Source organism: Microbulbifer sp. TB1203 (assembly GCF_030997045.1).
GTDB lineage: Bacteria > Pseudomonadota > Gammaproteobacteria > Pseudomonadales > Cellvibrionaceae > Microbulbifer.
Window position 1 is genome coordinate 2,182,813 of sequence record NZ_CP116899.1, and the last position, 17,022, is coordinate 2,199,834.

The 17,022-nt window shown below is 62.7% G+C and carries 8 protein-coding genes; all 8 read right to left on the reverse strand.

The window, feature by feature from the left end; translation table 11 throughout:
• Window positions 1-173: 173 nt before the first annotated feature.
• Window positions 174-1,769 carry a cellulase family glycosylhydrolase gene (locus tag PP263_RS09200; protein WP_308368117.1) on the reverse strand — a complete coding sequence of 532 codons (1,596 nt, stop codon included), beginning with the start codon at window positions 1,767-1,769 and terminating at the stop codon, window positions 174-176.
• Window positions 1,770-1,897: 128 nt separating this feature from the next.
• Window positions 1,898-4,036 carry a cellulase family glycosylhydrolase gene (locus tag PP263_RS09205; protein ID WP_308368118.1) on the reverse strand — a complete coding sequence of 713 codons (2,139 nt, stop codon included), beginning with the start codon at window positions 4,034-4,036 and terminating at the stop codon, window positions 1,898-1,900.
• 60 nt (window positions 4,037-4,096) lie between these two features.
• Entirely contained in the window at window positions 4,097-6,904 is a 2,808-nt protein-coding gene (locus PP263_RS09210) for a glycoside hydrolase family 9 protein (RefSeq protein WP_308368119.1), read from the reverse strand.
• A gap of 639 nt (window positions 6,905-7,543) precedes the next feature.
• The gene (locus PP263_RS09215; RefSeq protein ID WP_308368120.1) at window positions 7,544-8,932 is read right to left on the reverse strand and encodes a DUF1295 domain-containing protein; all 1,389 of its coding nucleotides are present in this window, start codon (window positions 8,930-8,932) and stop codon (window positions 7,544-7,546) included.
• 240 nt (window positions 8,933-9,172) lie between these two features.
• Window positions 9,173-10,711 carry an RICIN domain-containing protein gene (locus PP263_RS09220; RefSeq protein ID WP_308368121.1) on the reverse strand — a complete coding sequence of 513 codons (1,539 nt, stop codon included), beginning with the start codon at window positions 10,709-10,711 and terminating at the stop codon, window positions 9,173-9,175.
• A gap of 118 nt (window positions 10,712-10,829) precedes the next feature.
• Window positions 10,830-13,553: a cellulose binding domain-containing protein gene (locus PP263_RS09225; protein WP_308368122.1), complete on the reverse strand. Its 2,724-nt coding sequence runs from the start codon at window positions 13,551-13,553 to the stop codon at window positions 10,830-10,832.
• A 73-nt stretch (window positions 13,554-13,626) separates the two neighbouring features.
• Window positions 13,627-15,030 (reverse strand): cellulase family glycosylhydrolase, encoded by a 1,404-nt coding sequence (locus PP263_RS09230; RefSeq protein ID WP_308368123.1) that lies wholly within the window; start codon window positions 15,028-15,030, stop codon window positions 13,627-13,629.
• A gap of 152 nt (window positions 15,031-15,182) precedes the next feature.
• Entirely contained in the window at window positions 15,183-16,895 is a 1,713-nt protein-coding gene (locus PP263_RS09235; protein ID WP_308368124.1) for a glycoside hydrolase family 6 protein, read from the reverse strand.
• Window positions 16,896-17,022: the final 127 nt, after the last annotated feature.

The following is a 17,022-nucleotide window of genomic DNA, read 5'->3' on the forward strand; positions in this document are numbered from 1 at the left end:
GTTTCTAGATTCCGGCGTGAGCTTCGCTGCTCTAACGAGTCGCCGGAATGACGATGGTGGCAGATGCTTTGGCGAAGGTGTGGTCTTTGGGTGCGAAAATGCTGGCTACTGGATGGTGGATGTTTCGAGTTTCGAGCTAGCAGCGGGCGGCCAGTGCCGCCCGCGCTTCCGGGTCAGTTTGCGCTACACACCGGCATCTGAAAGCTGCCGTCGTGATTACCCTGGAAACCAAAGCTGGCGGACTGCCCCGGTTGCAGGTTGCCGTTCCAGCTGATATTGGAAACGGTCAGGGTCCTGCCATCCGCGGACATATTAAAGTTGCCGTTCCAGCCGTTGGTCAGCACTACGGCTTCGGGGAATTGCAGGGTTACCTGCCAACTGCCAATGGCGGAGTTGCCGCCGTTGGTGACGGTGACATTGCTGAGCACGAAGCCGCTGCTCCATACATCCGCGGTGCCCGGTTCGCAGGTCACGCCGCCGTTGCCGGACGGTGTTCCCACGGTGATGGAAACGGTGGCCGGTTCTGAGGTGGCGCCGGCGTTGTCGGTTGCGGTGAAGGTGAAGCTGTCGTTGCCGGAAAATCCGCTGTTGGGTGTATAGAGGCGGTTGGCGCCGCTGCCGCTGAGATTGCCGTTGGCGGGGCCGTTTTGCAGGGTGTAGCCGGTGATGCTGCCGTCGCTGTCGCTGCCGCTCAGCGTGATCGACAATTGTGTTTGGTAGGCGGTGGAGAGGTTCTGGCTGTCGGCCACCGGTGGGCAGTTGCCGCCGCAGGCGGAGCCGCCGCCGTCCCAGTTGCGGACGATGTCCCGCACGAGTCGGCCGGACTCGGTGAGCTGGTCCTGGCCCCAGCCGCCGGAGACGTTGGCGCCGGGTACCAGTGCGGAGGCGCCCTCCTCTTTATCGTTCAGAGCCCAATTGGCGTGGCTGAGGTTGTTGTCCTCGAGAAAATTCATCCAGGTCTGGGTCTCGCCATAGTCCACCCCGCCGTCACCGTCGGCGTTGACGGCGCCCCACTCGGTAACGAAAAGCGCGATGCCGTTGTTCAACGCGGTCTGCGCTTTGTCCCGCAGGTATTGTTTGTGGGTGCCGGCGTAGAAGTGCAGCGTGTAGGCGATATTGGCGTAGCCCCGGATCGGGTCCCAGGAGGCCGCGTCCACATCCTGGGACCAGGTGGGTGTGCCGACGATGATCAGGTTGTCCGGGTCGATAGCGCGAATGGCGGAGATCACGGTTTCCGCGTAGGGCTTGATCACGCCGCTCCAGGAGACCTGCAAAGGTTCGTTGTAGATCTCGTAGATTACGTTGTCGTGGTGGCCGTAGGTCTGGGCCATTTCCTCGAAGAACGCCACCGCCTGGGCGGTGTAGTCTTCGGCGTGGTGGGAGTGCCAGTCGATAATGACGTACATATCGTTGGCGATGGCGGCATCCACCAAGGCGACCACGCGGTTCTTATTGCCGGTGGGGTCTTCCAGGTAGCCGCCCTCTTCGTCCACGCCCATGGCGGCGCGCACCAGGGTGGCATTCCAGTCGCTTTTCACCCAGCTTACCGCGCCGGTGTTGTAGAACCGCTCGCCGCCCCAGCCGGTGTTACTCCAGAAAAAACTGGGGCCGGCGAGGCTGCGTGCCTGGCCGCCGGCGAGTATGCGGTTGCCGTTTACTGTTAGGGGTTCTACTGCCAGGGTGGTGTTGGCGAGCAGAGCCAGTAGCAGTGCTGCGGCGACGGTGGACCACCGACGGTGAGGGGGATTTTCTTTTGTTTGGTTTTTCATTTTGATTTTCCCGGGTTGGGGATATCTGAAAAGGGATGTTATCTCGGGCCGGAATCCGGGAGCTCCAATGAGTTCCGTGTGCTGGATTCCGGCCTTCGCCGGAATGACGAGACAGGTTCGGAGGTTCCTCAGTTAGCGGAACACGCCGGTAGTGCGAAGTCTCCGCCGTGCTCTCCCTGGAAGCCGAAGGTCACTGTCTGCCCTGTCTGCAAATTGCCGTTCCATTCCAGGTTGGAGACGGTGAGGGTGTGGCCGTCGGGGGACAGGGAGAAGTTGGCGCTCCAGCCGTTGATGGCGCTTACCGGGGAGTCGAAGCTCAGTACCAGTTGCCAGCTCTGTATGGGCGCGCCGCGGTTGGTTATCGCAATATTGCTGAGTACGAAACCATTGCTCCAGATATCGCTGGTGCCCAGTTCACAGTCGAGTTCTGCGGAGACCGGTGTAAACACTTCGATGGTGACGCTGTCGCTTGCGCCCAACGATTCACCGTTGCTGTCCACTGCGACTACATCCAGCGGGTAGAAACCGTCGAGCAGCGGCGCGGTGAGGTCCAGGCTGTCGCCGCCCATTGCGGTCTGGCTGTTGCCGTCCAGGGATGCGGTTACGCCGGCGGCGTTTTCCAGGGTGTAGGAGACGGTGATTTCGCTACCCGCTTCCACCCGGCTGTTGTCCGCCGGCGCGGTGATTTCCACTGCGGGCTCCGGTACGACTTCATCGACCACGCGGATGGACAGGGTATCGCTGGCGGAAAGCTCCTGCCCCTGGCCGTCCACGGCCACCAGTTGCAGCTGGTAACTGCCCTCGACCGCCGGCGCGATGACAACAGCGCTGCCGCCGCTGGCGGTTTGCAGCAGGGTGCCGTCCAGGTAAATATTGACCGCGGCGGCCTGCGCCAGGGTGTATTGCACAGCGATCTGCGAGCCGGGCAGGAACTGGCTGCCGCTCGCGGGTGCGGTGATTGCCACCGAGGGCAATTGCCCCTGGTAGTACTCGCTGACGTTGGTGCCCACTTCGGCATTGCCCAGCACCACACGGTGATCCAGGCCCACAAATTTGCCGCTGCCGTCCTGCCAGAGTGCGGGTTTTAGCAGCGCGTATTTGTCTTCGTCCCAGGTGGTCCAGTCGTAGTGCCAGAGGCCGCCGGTATCCCCGGAGTTAGGGTTGAGGCACCAGAAGGTGTGGTGCAGGCCGTGCTCCACGATCAGGTCGCGGGCGTAGCCCATCCATTTTTCATTCTGGCCGCCATCCAGGTGGCCGCCCCACTCCCCGAGCAACAGCGGCGATATGCCCTGCTCGTGCAGGTAGAACCAGTTGTCCCGCCAGGCGTCCTCTATCAGCGATTGGTAAGTGAAGTCCGGCTCAAACCAGGGCTGCTGATAAACGGACGGGCCGTAGATATGCGGGGAGTAAACCAGTTGGTCCTGGTTGGCTCCCAGGTCGATGGGGTGATCGGCCGCGCCGCGCAGGTTTCCGCCCCACCAATAATTGTGGTAGTCCGGGCCGGCGCCGCCGCCCCAGCTGACGCCATCTTTGGGATAGGACTCTATCCCCTCGCAGAGCACCAGCAGGTTGGGGTTGATTGCCAGCACGCGTTTGGAGGCGGTTTCGCAGGCATACTTCCAGTTGTTGACGTCAGTGGAGCTGTCCCATTTGGCGTAGGGGTTGTCCGCCCAGGGTTTGCCGTGGGGCTCGTTTTCGATATCGAAGGCGATAACGGTATCGTCGTTCTTGTAACGGTCCGCCATCCACTCCCAGGTCTGGTAAAAGATTTCGCTGTCCAGGCTACCCTCGTACCACATGGGGTAGAAATGGCCGGCGTTGTCCGCCTCGGCGCTGTGCACGTCCACGAGGATTTTCACCCCGTATTTTTTCGCCAGGGCCACGGCTTCGTCGAAAATTTCCAGGGAGGTCATGCCCTCCAGTTCAGGGTTTACATGGGCGTTGATGTTGGGCACCGCGGCCATGCCGTTCTGCCACTCCCAGATCAGCTCAGTGGAAATCGGCACGCGCAGCAGGTTGATGCCCCGCTCCGCCAGGTCGCGCATGCGGCCTTCCAGGTTGGCGGCCCAGAGGCCGTGAAAAACCCGCTCGCCGGCGTTGAAGCCGAACCAGTTGGCGCCGGTGAGCCAGACCTGGTTGCCCTGCTTGTCGAGGATTTTATTGCCCTCCACGTGCAGCCAGTCGTCGTCGGGAAGGGGTTCCGCCGCCCGGGCCTGGGCAGCAGCGAACAGGGCGGCCGAAGCCGCCAGGGTGAGTAGAAGTTTCATGATCGGTTCCGTCGATTATTGGGGAAACGGCGGGCGGCGATCGCCGCCCGCGTTTTAAGATCAGTTGGCCGCACACACCGGCGTCTGGAAGTTGCCGCCGTGGCTGCCCTGGAAGCCGAAGCTGGTGCTGCCGCCCGGCTGCAGGTTGCCGTTCCACTCGGCGTTGGAGACGGTGAGAACCAGGCCGTCCGGAGACAGGTCAAAATTGCCGCTCCAGCCGTTTACCAGTCCGATCGGCTCGGCAAAGGTAAGGGTTATCTCCCAACCCTGGACCGCGGTATCGCCCTCGTTGGCCACGGTGACGCTGTTGAGTACGAAGCCGCTGTTCCATACGTCGGCGTTGCCGGGGGTGCAGCTCACCGCACCGGCCACCGGCTCGTAGACTTCCACGGTGACGCTGTCGCTCGCGGTCAGTTCCTCCCCGCCTTCGGTGGCGACGATTTCCAACTGGTACAGACCGGTTTCCGCGGGCGCCGGCACCACCAGTATTCCGGAGCCGCTGCCGCTAGCCACCAGCGCGCCGTCCAGGTACAGGTTGACGCCCTCGGCGTTCTGCAGGTTGTACTGCACCGGGATATCCGCACCCAGTGCAAAGCGCGCGCCCTCCGCCGGGCTGGAAATATTGACCGCGGGAATTTCCGGCGCTTCCACGTTGACGGAGACAGTGGCGGCCGAAGACGTCGCGCCTTGATCGTCAGTGACGGTGAAGGTGAAGCTGTCGGTGCCGAAGAAACCCGCCGCCGGGGTGTACAGGCGGCTGGCACCGCTGCCTTCGAGCGTGCCGTTGGCGGGGCCGCTGGCTACTGTATAGTCCGCAACGGTACCGTCGCTGTCACTGCCACTCAGGGTGATGGACAGGGAGGTTTCGTAGGGTGTGGAAAGGCTCTGGCTGTGGGCGCTGGGCGCGCAGTTGACACCGGTATCGCCACCGCAGCCGCCGCCGGGTTCCTGGCCCCATACCAGTTGGCCGTTGTCGTAGAGCCCGATCATCGGCGCCTGTTTATGGCTGCTGGTGTAGTCGTCCCAGGAGGGGTCGTTGTCCGGATTCCAGGGCGCGCCCTCGGGCACGGCGACGCGGTACTGGGTTTCCTTTTTCGACGCGGACTGGCCGCCGGGATAGATGTCCACACCGGCGAAGGACACTTCCACATAGTAGAGGTTGTCCGCCGGATCACCCCAGGGGTGCGGGCCGGTGTAACCGGTGCCCTGGCTGTAGGCACTGGTGAGGATCAGGTCCTCGGGACCGTAGCCGGCATCCACCAGTTCGGAAATATCGATCCAGTAGCGCAGGCTCAGGTTATCGGTGACGCGCGCCGGCCAGGCGGTGTGGTTGTGCACGTAGGAACTGATCTCCGTGTGGCGCGGGCCGCTGGAGTTGAGCTTGGCATCCACGAACAATTCCAGGTCGCGCTCTTCCGGCGCCGGGAACTGGGCCTCGGGTATGGGGTTGCCGCCGAAGTCCAGCCACAGCCGCGCCAGCGCGGAGGTGAAGCCGGAGTTGTAGTCGGTGGCCACCTCGTTGAGCACATAGTCGCCGCGGTCGTTGACGAAATTGTCGTTGGTGTCCGGACCACCCACCAAGGCACCCACCAGGGTGTGGCGGTTGTCCACCGGGTCCTGCAGGTTGTCATTCCAGGAACCGTGAGCGGTTCGGTGGTGCGGGGATGTTGGGTAGACGCTGCCATAGCCGATCTGGTAACTCATATTCATCGGGTTTTCCCCCAACAAATATTCCATCTGGCTCACGGCGAAATCGTAGTAGGTCTGCGCGCGGCCGTTGTCCGGGTCCGCGGATTGCAGGTAGTCCGAGTACACCAGAGCGATAAACGCGGTGTTGGCGGAGTAGCGCGCGGCCCCCCACTGGTCCAGGTGCGCGAGGCCGCCGGGGGTGTAGGTCACCCGCTGGCCGTCGTAACCGGTGGTCCAGAAGTCCAGCCAGCGCTCGGCGTCTGCGCGGTACTCGGCGTTACCGGTGAGCTGGGCCATCAGCACGTAGCTGCCGTAGCTCTTGTCGTCCCAGGCGTGGGTCCATTTGAAGGACCTGATGGACTGCTGGGGCTCGGTGGACAGGTTGCCGTAGTAGCTCACCGCCTTGTCCAGGTAGGCCTGGTCGCCGGTGGCGCGATAGAGCCAGGCGGCGCCCCACACCAGTTCGTCGTTGTAGCCGCTGTGGGATTTGTAGAAGGTGCCGGCGTCGGTGATGCAGTCGCTGTATACGCCGCGGAAGTTGTCGGCGAAGTTGTAGAGCTGTTCCGCGTGACTCAGCAGGTTCGCCGCGTAGGCAGCGTCGGTGGGCTCGAACACCATGGCGATGGCGGCGAGCGCCGCGGCGGTTTCCCCGGCCAGGTCGGAGCCCGGACAGCTGGCGTCGATCTTGTAGGAGGGCCGAGCCATGGGCATGACTTCCGCCGCGCCCCACCAGGCGTGGTCCTGTCCGCCGTTGCCCACCTGCCCCCAGAGTTCGTTGGGCGCGGTGTGCGCCTTGACGAAATAGTCGGCCACGAAGCGCAGGTTGTTCTGGATATGCTGCAGCTGGCCGGTCTGCGCGTAGGCATCGCGGTTCTCCACCACGCCCCAGGCCAGCAGGGTGGCGCTGGCGGCCATTGGGAAACCGAACTTCACGTGGTCGCCGGCATCGTACCAGCCGCCCAGCAGGTCCACATTGTTGTCGGCGCCGTCTGTCATGCCGGAATCGTCGCGCCACTCGTTGCGATTCCAGGAGGGGATGGGACCGGACTGCTGCGCCTCGTAAAAGTAAATGGATTTTTGCAGCGCTTCGCCGTAGTTAGCGGCGAGGGAATTTCCCGCCACCGTCACCCCGGCAACCAGTGCGCACAGCGGTTGACAGACTCTCATCAATCGTTTCATACAGAAGCCTCACTCTCTATGGTTGGGGAAGCTCTGAACAAACTGAGCCGTCGCTGCGGCTGCAAGCAACAATCCAAACAGCGGACCACTGCACGCGGGGACGCACTCTCAGACCTTCTTCCCTGTTGTTTTATTTTTTTGATTACCGCACTTTCAATCTAACGGCAGCAACCTATACATTCGTCTAAATAAGTGAAGCTTCACAATTTATTCACGCAAACTAGGTTCAACTTTGTGAAAACCACAAGGTTGAACCGCTGGATGAATAAGCTGTAGGGTGGATACAAATCGGCAGGATTGCCGATTTCCGGGAAAGCCGTGAAATAATTCCCGAGCCCAATGGCACTACACTAAGTTAAGGACTCGGGCGGTCCTGCTACCGGGGGCTTTTTGCGGGACACGGGCTGGGCGCCCCCCCTTAATCCATCCCTGGAGGCTTGTCCGCGAGGTCCCTCTCGCAGACAGTCCCGCAAAAAGCCCCCGGCATCAGGCCCTTCGCGTCAGGATTATCGCTTGACTTAGCGCCATTCATTCCCGACCCCCTTTGTAGGAGCGGCCGCTGGCCGCGATCGGCGCGTGCCACTAGCAGAGCCGATCGCGGCCAGCGGCCGCTCCTACAACAGTAAGGTCTGGGCGTCGCTACAGCAGCCCGGGGAAAAACCGGTAGCGCACCTGCCGGCAGTAGTCGACGTAGTCCGGATCGGCGCTCAGGTGGCGCTCCTCGGTAATCGCCCGCCAGTAATAGACCCAGGTCATCAGCAGCAGGCCGAGGGTCTGCGCCAGGGCCAGTTTCCAGCCGGCGTGGAAGGCACTGTAGACAATTGCCGGGAACATCACACACCACCAGGCGAAGTTTTTTGCTCCGTAGGCGGGGTGGCGTACCAGGGAATAGAGGCCGGTGCGGATAATGCCGCGGTTGGTAAGGTTGGAGAAACGCACCCCGAAGTGCAGGGTTGCGGCCATGTATATCAGGTAGCTGGCCAGCATCATGGAAGTGAACAGGGTCACGAACCAGGCGTTGCCCAGGCGCAACACTTCCCGTTCCCCCGGCGAGGCGTAATAGAGGCCCAGGTACATCTGGAACGGGGGGTAACACAACAGGCACACCACCCAGCCCAGCATCGTGGGCTCGGCGGAGCGGGTCTGGTTGTCCACCCAGCGGCTGGAAACCATGTAGCCGCACCAGGCCAGGGCCACGTCGATGGAAAATACCAGGGCCACGGAAATATTGAAAAAATCCAGGTTGAACTGGCGGTGGCTGTAGCGGTTTTCCGCGATGGCCGCGGGCAGGCCGTCGAACATATAGCCGACGTTGCTGACCAGATGGGGAAACTGATCGGCGAAAAACACCGTCATCAGCGGTGCGAAGAACAGTTTCACCAGCAGTGCGCGCAGGTTCTTACGGTCGTACTCGTCGAACTTCGGCCAGCGAAATGCGAACAGCGAGACCATCTTCAGGCAGCTGTTTGCCAGGTCCATCCTGTCCGCCTCCGGCGAGTGCTTGAGTGCGCGGGTCAGCAACACATAGGGCAGGCCGCCCCAGAGCCAGGCGGCCCAGGCCAGGTCCAGCAGGCGGAACCAGGGCTTGTAGTAGGCGTTGCCGCGGGCAAAGCCGTACTCGCCGGCGGTGCGGAAAAAGAAAATCACCAGTGCCAGCAGCCCCAGGTAGACCAGATAGTGCACCAGGGCCTCCATGGCGAAGCGCATCCAGTGACCGCGGGCCAGGGTCGGGTGCAGACGGAAGAAATCCCGCCCCTGCCAGAGCCTTAGCCGCGGCAGTTCCACTACCAGCATCGCGCAACTGCTGATGATCAGCGCGGCGAGAATGCTGTCCAGGCGGTTGTCGGTGACCTGGAAGCCGGCGATGGAGAGGCCGCTGTTCAACAGGCCGCCGGCGTTATAGGCCGCCGCGCAGATAAGTACCGCCATGGCGCCGACGGCGCCGGCGACCCAGGCGCGGTCGGTGATCCAGCTCTCTGCCCTGTCCGCGGCGGCCAGCGCCGCCGCGTTGGCTACTCCGCTGGACAAGGGACATCCCCCATAGCGGCGCTGAAAAATGGAAGTCTGCTCTGCATTTGAAGATTTCCTCTCGTTGTTATCGTTTTTTATTGGTTTTGTAGGATGGGCAACGCGTGCCCGTCACAGCCCGGCATGATGGGCACGCTGCGCTTTGCCCATCCTACCAAGAATACTGCCTTGTAGGAGCTTTCTTGCAGGCGAAAAGATCAGTGCTTCGTAGCCATTGGCTCCTACAGGGTAAGTGCCCCTTTAGTTACAAACGTTAAAGTTACCTCCCTGAACGTTCACGTCAATCCAATTGACGTTCTCACCGCAGGGCTGTTCGCGGACATTGGTGTTGAAAACGTCCAGATTGGCGATTGTGATGTCGCTGTTGTTGGGAAACTCGGAGCGCGCCGCCAGTCGCAGTTCGCCGCCGCCATTGATCACGCCGCCGTCCACGGTGACGTTGTGGCAGTTCTCGATCAGGATCGAGTTGTTGCCGTTGTCGGCGAAGTCGATGTTGTTCACCACCGCGCCGCCGGAGTTGGAAACGCAGAAGAAACCCCGCCCGCCGCGGCGGGATATGACGCGGTCGACGAAGATATTGGTGGGGTAACCGCCGTTGATGCGGCCATTCTCATTGGCAAAGCGCAGGGTGGCGTAGCCGGTTCCGGTGCCGGTGTCCTCGCCGTCCACCAGCCCGATCACGGCGTTGCGGGTGTTGTTCAGCAGCAGGCCCGAGTAGCCGGTATTGCGCGCGATGACAGTGCCGATTTCCAGCCCGTCGATATTCCAGGTTTCCACCCCGTGGTTGCCGGTGCCGGAGACGTAAACGTAATCCATGCGCACATTGGTACTGCCGGGCCGGTCGCGGTCAAAGCGGATGCCCAGGCCGCCGTCCAGGCGCAGGTCGATCTCGCCCAGGTGCAGGCCGTGGACGTCGGCGAACTGCATGCCGAAGTAAGGACTGCCGGTCATTTTCAGGAAGGGCACCGAGACGTCCTGCACCCCGATCGCCCGTATGGCACCCCTGCCCGCCGCATTGCCCACGTTCATGGTGCCGCACACCTCCAGCGCCGTGTGGCTGGGCAGGGCTATGGAGTTGGCGCCGATGGAGCCGTCGGCGAATACCGTCACCCGCTCCCGGGAATTGCGCCCGGACGACAGGCTGGATATGGCGGTATTGATCGCATTGAAATAGTCACCGCCAACGCTGTTGCCATTGACCTGGTAATTGCCGGGGCCGCCGGTCACGGTGGCCTGGGGTGAGCCTTCGCCACACTCGCCGGAGGGGGTGTCACCGTCGACGGGAACCAGCTGCCACTGCTGCACCGCGGCATCGGTGGGCGTGAACTGGGAGATGCGGGTGCCGGCCTCGGTGGACCAGTCCCAGTTGTCCAGCGCCTTGCCGCTGAAGTTGTTCACCAGCCGGTAATAGCCGCCGCCCATATCGTCGAGCCGGAACTGCTGGTTAGTGCCGTTCAGGTCCTCCCACTGGGCTATGTCGGCACCGTCTGCGTCATTCCACTCGTACACGTCCAGGACCATGCCGGAGTGGCGGGCGGCGAGGCGGTAGTAGCCGTTGCCGGAATCGAGGAAGCGGAACTGCTGGTTGGGCGCCTCGGCGGGGTTCCACTGGACCAGCCGCGCTCCGGCCTCCGTGGATCCTCCCTCGATATCCATGGCCATGCCGGAGTGGCGGTTGACCAGCATATACCAGGTATCGGGATTGACCTGGGCGAGCGCGTTGGCCGCGAGCCAGAAGGCGGCGGTTGCAGTGAGCAGAATCCTGATAAATCTGTTCATGGAAGTTCTCCCTGTTTTGTTTTTATCGCGTAGGGTGCGCCGCGCGCACCGCTCTCTCGACGCTGGCGATGCGCACGGCGCACCCTACACTCCGTTGATTACTCAACAGCGATAGGGCTCAGGGTGTGTGGATATCCGGCCATGGGTAGTTCGTCACCTCGCTGCCGACATAAAAACTCGGGTGCGGCGGCTGGTTGTAGCCGGTGTTCTGCCAGGCGATGGCCACCCGGTACTGAGGATCGTGCATCAGGGTGGGAATGCGCAGTTCCGTCGCGTGCGGGGTGGCGTAGATGCGCAGCGCCGAGCTGTCCGAGGTGCGCCACACCACTTCCTCGCGCCAGTCACCGAAAATATCCGCGGAGAGCGCCGGGGTGGACTTGCTGCCGTTGTTGGAGCTGACCCCGGAGCCGGTGAGCAGCCGCTGCGAGGGGTCGTACTTGTCGATATGCGTACTGTTCAACAGTTCGCGCTCGCCGTCGCCGTCCCACCAGCTGAGGAAATTCATCGAGCCGGGTTTGCTGCCCACGCTGTTGCCGCTGGCGTTGAGCAGTCCGCTGACGCGGGCCGACCAGAATTCCCCACCGGCGTTGCCGGCCCAGATATTGGCGGCCACGGCGCGGCCGTTGTCGCCGCCGGGGGCGGTCTGGAAGATGATCGAACCGTTGGTACCGTCGACCAGCCGCGACGAGGGCTGATCGCTGTGCTCCCCGGGCATAAAGATTTCCTGGCCGGGGCGATTGGGCAGGAAGTCGCTCACGTGCAGGGCGTCGCCGTGGTACAGGCGGGTATTCCACAGTGGCTGCCCGCCGGAACCTATGGCCATGGCGCCGAAAACAACGTCCTGGCGGCCATCGCCGTCCAGGTCGGCGATGGAGAGGCTGTGGGCGCCCTGCCCTTCGTACTGGCTGCCGGCCTGGTTGGAATCAAAAATCCAGCGGGTGGAGAGCGACTGCCCATCGAAATCTACCGCCCAGATCACCGTGCGTGTGTAGTAGCCGCGGGAGAAGATCATGCTCGGATTGCGGCCGTCGAGATAGGCGGTGCCTGCCAGGAAGCGGTCCACACGGTTGCCGTAGTTGTCGCCCCAGCTGCTCACATTGCCACGCGGCGGTTGGTAATCGACGGTGTCGATAGCGGCGCCGGTGCGGCCGTTGAAAATGGTGAGGAATTCCGGGCCGGAGAGAATGCGACCGCTGGAGTTGCGGTAATCCGCGCTGCCATTACCGATGGTGTTGCCGGCTCCATCGACGGTGCCGTCGGCGGTTTTCACGGCGATCTCCGCGCTGCCGTCGCCGTCGTAGTCATAGACCTGGAACTGGGTGTAGTGGGCGCCGGCGCGGATGTTGCGGCCCAGGTCGATGCGCCACAGGCGCTGGCCGTCCAGCCGGTAGGCGTCCAGGTAGACGTTACCGGTGTAGCCCTCGTGGGCGTTGTCGTGGGCGTTGCTGGGGTCCCACTTGACGATGAATTCATAGCGGCCGTCGCCGGTGAGATCAGCCACGCTGGTGTCGTTGGCGGAATAGCTGTAGGCCTCGCCGCTCGGCGTGGTGCCGCCGGCGGGGCGCTGCAGCGGGATATCGAAGTAGCCGCTGCCGTTGAACACCGCTTCCGCGGAAGCCGCCGCGCCCTCGCTGCCGCCGGTGACCGCGCGCACCGTGTACTGCGCATTCGCCGAGCCGCCGCCGTCCCGGTAATTGCTGGCGCCGGTGAGCGGCGAGCTGTTGAGCTTCTGGCCGTCGCGGTACACATTGAAGGCCACGGCCGGATCATCCGTACCCAGCAGGCGCCAGCTCACCAGATTGCCGCCACCGCTCGGCACCACGGTGACGCCGCGGCCGAGGGCTTCCATGCGATAGGCACCGTCACCACCACCGGTGCCGCCACAGGCGGCGGCTTGAGGGGCGCTGCCGGTCACCGCAAGGGAATCGATATTCGCCAGGCCGTCGGCGCCGGTGGCCGACAGCTCTATGCGGTTCTCGCCCTCATCCAGAAAAATGCTCGCGCTCGCCGTCGCCCAGCTGTCCCAGGCCCCGGTGGAGGGAAAATCCACCGCGGCGACAATGCCGCCATTGACCCGCACATCCCCCGGCCGGCTGTCCGCGCCGTTGGCATAACGCCACTCCAGCAGATATTCGCCGCCGGGCACGTCGAGGCTCCAGCGAATGCCGCTGCCGCTGACGTTCGACGTGTTGGCGAAACCGCTGCCGGTATAGCCGGCGTGGTCGCTGTCGATGGTGCCGTCGGCGCCGCAGAAGCCCGCCGCGTTTTCCTGCAGGGTGACGGTGCTGCCGCCGCCGGATGAACTACTGCTGCTGGATGAGCTGCTAGACGAGCTACTGCTGGAGGAGCTACTGCTGGAGGAGCTACTGCTGGAGGAGCTGCTGCTGGAGGAGCTGCTGCTGGAGGAGCTGCTGCTCGACGAACTGCTGCTCGACGAACCGCCGCCATTGCAGGTGACGCCATTCAGGGTGAAGGCCGCCGGCTGGAAGGCGGGTGGCTGGGCGTCGCTCAGTTGGATGCCGAAGCTGTTGGTGGCCCCGGGCGCTATGGTGCCGTTCCAGTGGCTGGCCGGGTTGGACGCGGCGATGCGCGTGCCGCTCTGGTTGATATCGGCGTTCCAGCCGCCGCTGTGGGTTTCCCCCGCGCCTATGTCCCACTCCAGGGACCAACCTTCGATGGGTTCGCTGCCGCTGTTGGTAATGCCAACTTCCACCTGGTAGGCGCCGTTCCAGTCGCTGATGGGGTAGTCCACTTCGCAGGATATCTGTGCCTGCGCCGACAGCGCCCAGCCGCAGGCCAGCGGCAGGGTCCAGGCGCGGATGAATGAATTGTTTTTTTTCATTTCCGTTCTCCCTCTTGTTTTGGGGGCATCCCGATAAATTGCGATCGCAGTTCGCCTCCCGGTTTTGTCTTTCTTAATACTGCACACTGCACTCCGGAATACCCACATCACCGGGAGAGCCCTGCATGCCAAAGCTGGCACTCTGGCCCGGTTGCAGCGCGCCGTTGTAGGACGCATTGCCGACGGTCAGCTTGCTGCCGCTGCTGGCGGACAGCTGCGCGTTCCAGGCGTTGCTAATGCTCACTTCGTGGGGAAAGCTCAACTGCACAGTCCAGCCGCTGACCGGCTGGCTGCCGGTATTGGTCACCGTGTAGCTGTTGAGCACAAAACCCGCGCCCCAGTCGTCCAAACCGCCCGCGGTGCACGTCAGTCCGCCGCTTCCGCCGCTGGAAGAAGAGGAGCTGGAAGAGGACGAACTGGAGGAACTGCTGGAGCTGGAAGAAGAACTGGAGCTGCTGCTGGAGCTGGACGAACTGCTGCTCGAGGAGCTGCTGGACGAGCCCCCGCAGCCGGGGAAAACGGTGGCGCACTGGGCAGTCTGGGCGATGCCGTTCTCACCGTTGATCAGCCGCTCGCCCCAGCCGGAGAGATTGTTGGGGTCCCAGTTCAGGGCCATATCCAGGTAGGGCTCGGTATTGCCGGACCAGGACCACCCCAGGTAGCCGATACCGCGGGCCTCGGCCTGGGCCAGGATCGCGTCTTCATCCACCGGCTGGCCCTGGTGTTCATGGCCGAATTCGCCCACCACCAGCGGCAGGTTCATGTCCTGGAAGGCCTGCATATAGTTGGCCACGCTATTGTTGTCCGGGTACACCTGATACATATGCACCGAGAACAACAGGTTGCCCAGGGGATCGGCGGCGGCTATCTGCGGAGCGTTGTCGCGCATGTAGCCTTCCCAGTCCTGCCCCCAGCTTGAGGCATCCACCACGATGGTGTGGGTGAGCCCCGCGTCGCGCAGGGTCTGGATGGCGGCGGTGGTGCCGTCAACGTAGTTGCTTTCGCCCACGCCGTTGCCGAAGGGTTCGTTGGCGATATCGATCAGCACGTAGTCCTCTTCGCCGGTGATTGCGGCGAGGATATCCGGGCTGGTCCAGTATTCCGCGGCGGAGGAGATATGCACCGCCGCACTGTCTTCGCCCCAACCGGTGGCATCATGTACTTCCAGCATGCAGATAAGGGCCAGGGATTTGCACTGTGCGATCACATTGGCCACATCGGCGCCATCGTTGCGCGTCCAGCGGCCGCCGTTGGCCAGCACTATGCGCACCGCGTTGGCGCCGGTGGCGGCGATATCGGCGAGTGCCTGGGGTGTGCGGCTGTTGTACCAGGTGTGGGCGTGGTTGACGCCGCGCATGATGAAGGGGTTGCCGTTGGCGTCGAGCAGCTGGCCGTTATTGATGGAAAAACCGGCCCAGCTGTTTAGCGAGGCCAGCATAATTCCCGCCGTCGACAGGCCTTGTATAAGTTTTTTCATATTGTTTTCTCTCTTTCCGGGAATCTTCATTACCGGATTGATCATCTCCTGGTAGGAGCGGGCCATGCCCGCGATCAGTTTCCGGGATATCTGGATATTCCGATCGCGGGCATGGCCCGCTCCTACAGGGGAGTTTTTCCCGTTTGTTTTTATTAGTTCAGCGGCGGATAGGCGTTCTCCAGCAGTACCTGGAAAGCTTCCGGGAACCAGCGGCCCGCATGGGGTGCATTGGGCAAGGCGCCGGTCATACTGTTGCCGTTGCGCTCATTTCCTCCGTAGTTCGGGTCGCACATGGGATCGTGCTTCTTGTTGGGATCGTTGGGATCCTGTTCGAAGTTGGGATCCGAGATGCCGTCGGACTCACCCTGGGGCTTGACCCACACATAGGCGTCCACACCAGGGTGCGGGTTGGCCTGGGGCCGGAAGCCCACGCCGCCGGGCTGGTTGCACCAGTTGCCGCGGTGGAAGCGCCGGTCGATGCGCGACTCGTTGACGTAGGTGTTCAGGTCGGTGCTGGTGGAGGTTCCGCTGGGCCGGCCGGAACCGCCCCAGCCGTTGCGGCCGGTATCGATCAACATGCCGAGGGTGGTGGGCGCACCGCGGTTGATCATCGCCTGGCGCCAGTCCTGCACGAAGTCCAGTTCCTCAAAATAATCGTTCCACTCGTAGAAATTCGCCGAGCGCACCGGCTGCCCACCCACGGTAAGTGTGGGGTCCGGCAGGTAGGGCTCCTCCACCGGGGTGTAGTTGGCGGAATTGCTGACGAAGCCGGCGACGCTGTCCCAGCCCGCATCGGTGCTCTCCACCACGTCGCCGATCAGATTGACCGCGGGACCGAAATTACTGCTCCATCCCAACCAACCGGAGTGGGCGACGTCGACGTAGGAGTAGACGTTGTCCACTTGCGAGAGCTGGTTCAGGGCGTAGCGGATGCCGTCGCGGTAGCCGCCCGGACCATTGGCCTCCTGGCACTCTGGAACGCTCAGGTTGGTCACCAGGTTGGGCAGCGAGTCCACCTCGATGATCGCCACGATATTGATGCCGCTATAGAGCGGGTCGGAAATAATATCCACGATGGGGTTGATATATTCGTTCTGGTAGCGCTCGAAACCGTTTTCCGCAATCAGCAGCTCGCCGTTGGAGGCCAGCGCCGAGCAGTCGCGGTTGGGCAGGTCGTAGACCACGAACATAAACAGGTCATTCCCGTTGGCGAGCGCGGTGTCCAGGTGCCCGCGCAGGCCCATGCCGTCGGTGATGGCGCCGATGCGGTCCATCCACACCGCCGAATTGACATTGGCGATGGCGCTGCCGCCGGGCTCCGCCGCCGCCTTTGCGGACCACTCCGGATTTACGTACCAGCTGCTGGACGCGGCAAAGGGATTGTCCAGACGACCACCGGAACTGCTGCTGGATGAACTGCTCGACGAGCTGGAGCTGGAACTGCTGCTCGAGGAGGAGCTGGAAGAGCTGCTGCTGGATGAACTCGAGGAGCTGGAACTCGAGGAGCTGGAACTCGATGAGCTCGAGCTGGAGGAACTGGAACTCGAGGAGGAGCCCCCGTCCCCATTGACGATCACCGCTACCGGCGACACATTTCCCGGCGTGCCGAGAAACCCGATATTCACCTGGCCGCCCGGCGGAATGGCATCGTTGTAGCCGGCGGACCCGACGGTATAGTGGTCGCCCACATGGGACTGGATGACACCGCCCCACAGGTTGTTGATATCCACCGCCATGTCGAACTCCACAGACCAATTCGACAAAGTGCCGGCGCCGTCATTGACCACCACTATCTCGGCCTGGAACCCCTGCCCCCAGTCGTTGACGATATTCATGGTGGCCTGGGCAGCGAACGCCGAGGGCACCGTGAAGCATAACCATAAAATCAGTAAATTTTTTTTGAGTAACCGTAACATTCTAATTCTCCCATCGTTGCTGTTTTACTTTTTGGAATTCGCTCCCTGATTCGGTGCCCTCAGTTGCACCGAAATA

Coding starts and splice junctions, on each gene's coding strand:
- PP263_RS09230 (WP_308368123.1), bottom strand. CDS start 15,030: ATGAAAAAACTTATACAAGGCCTGTCGACGGCGGGAATTATGCTGGCC.
- PP263_RS09220 (WP_308368121.1), bottom strand. CDS start 10,711: ATGAACAGATTTATCAGGATTCTGCTCACTGCAACCGCCGCCTTCTGG.
- PP263_RS09210 (WP_308368119.1), bottom strand. CDS start 6,904: ATGAAACGATTGATGAGAGTCTGTCAACCGCTGTGCGCACTGGTTGCC.
- PP263_RS09205 (WP_308368118.1), bottom strand. CDS start 4,036: ATGAAACTTCTACTCACCCTGGCGGCTTCGGCCGCCCTGTTCGCTGCT.
- PP263_RS09200 (WP_308368117.1), bottom strand. CDS start 1,769: ATGAAAAACCAAACAAAAGAAAATCCCCCTCACCGTCGGTGGTCCACC.
- PP263_RS09225 (WP_308368122.1), bottom strand. CDS start 13,553: ATGAAAAAAAACAATTCATTCATCCGCGCCTGGACCCTGCCGCTGGCC.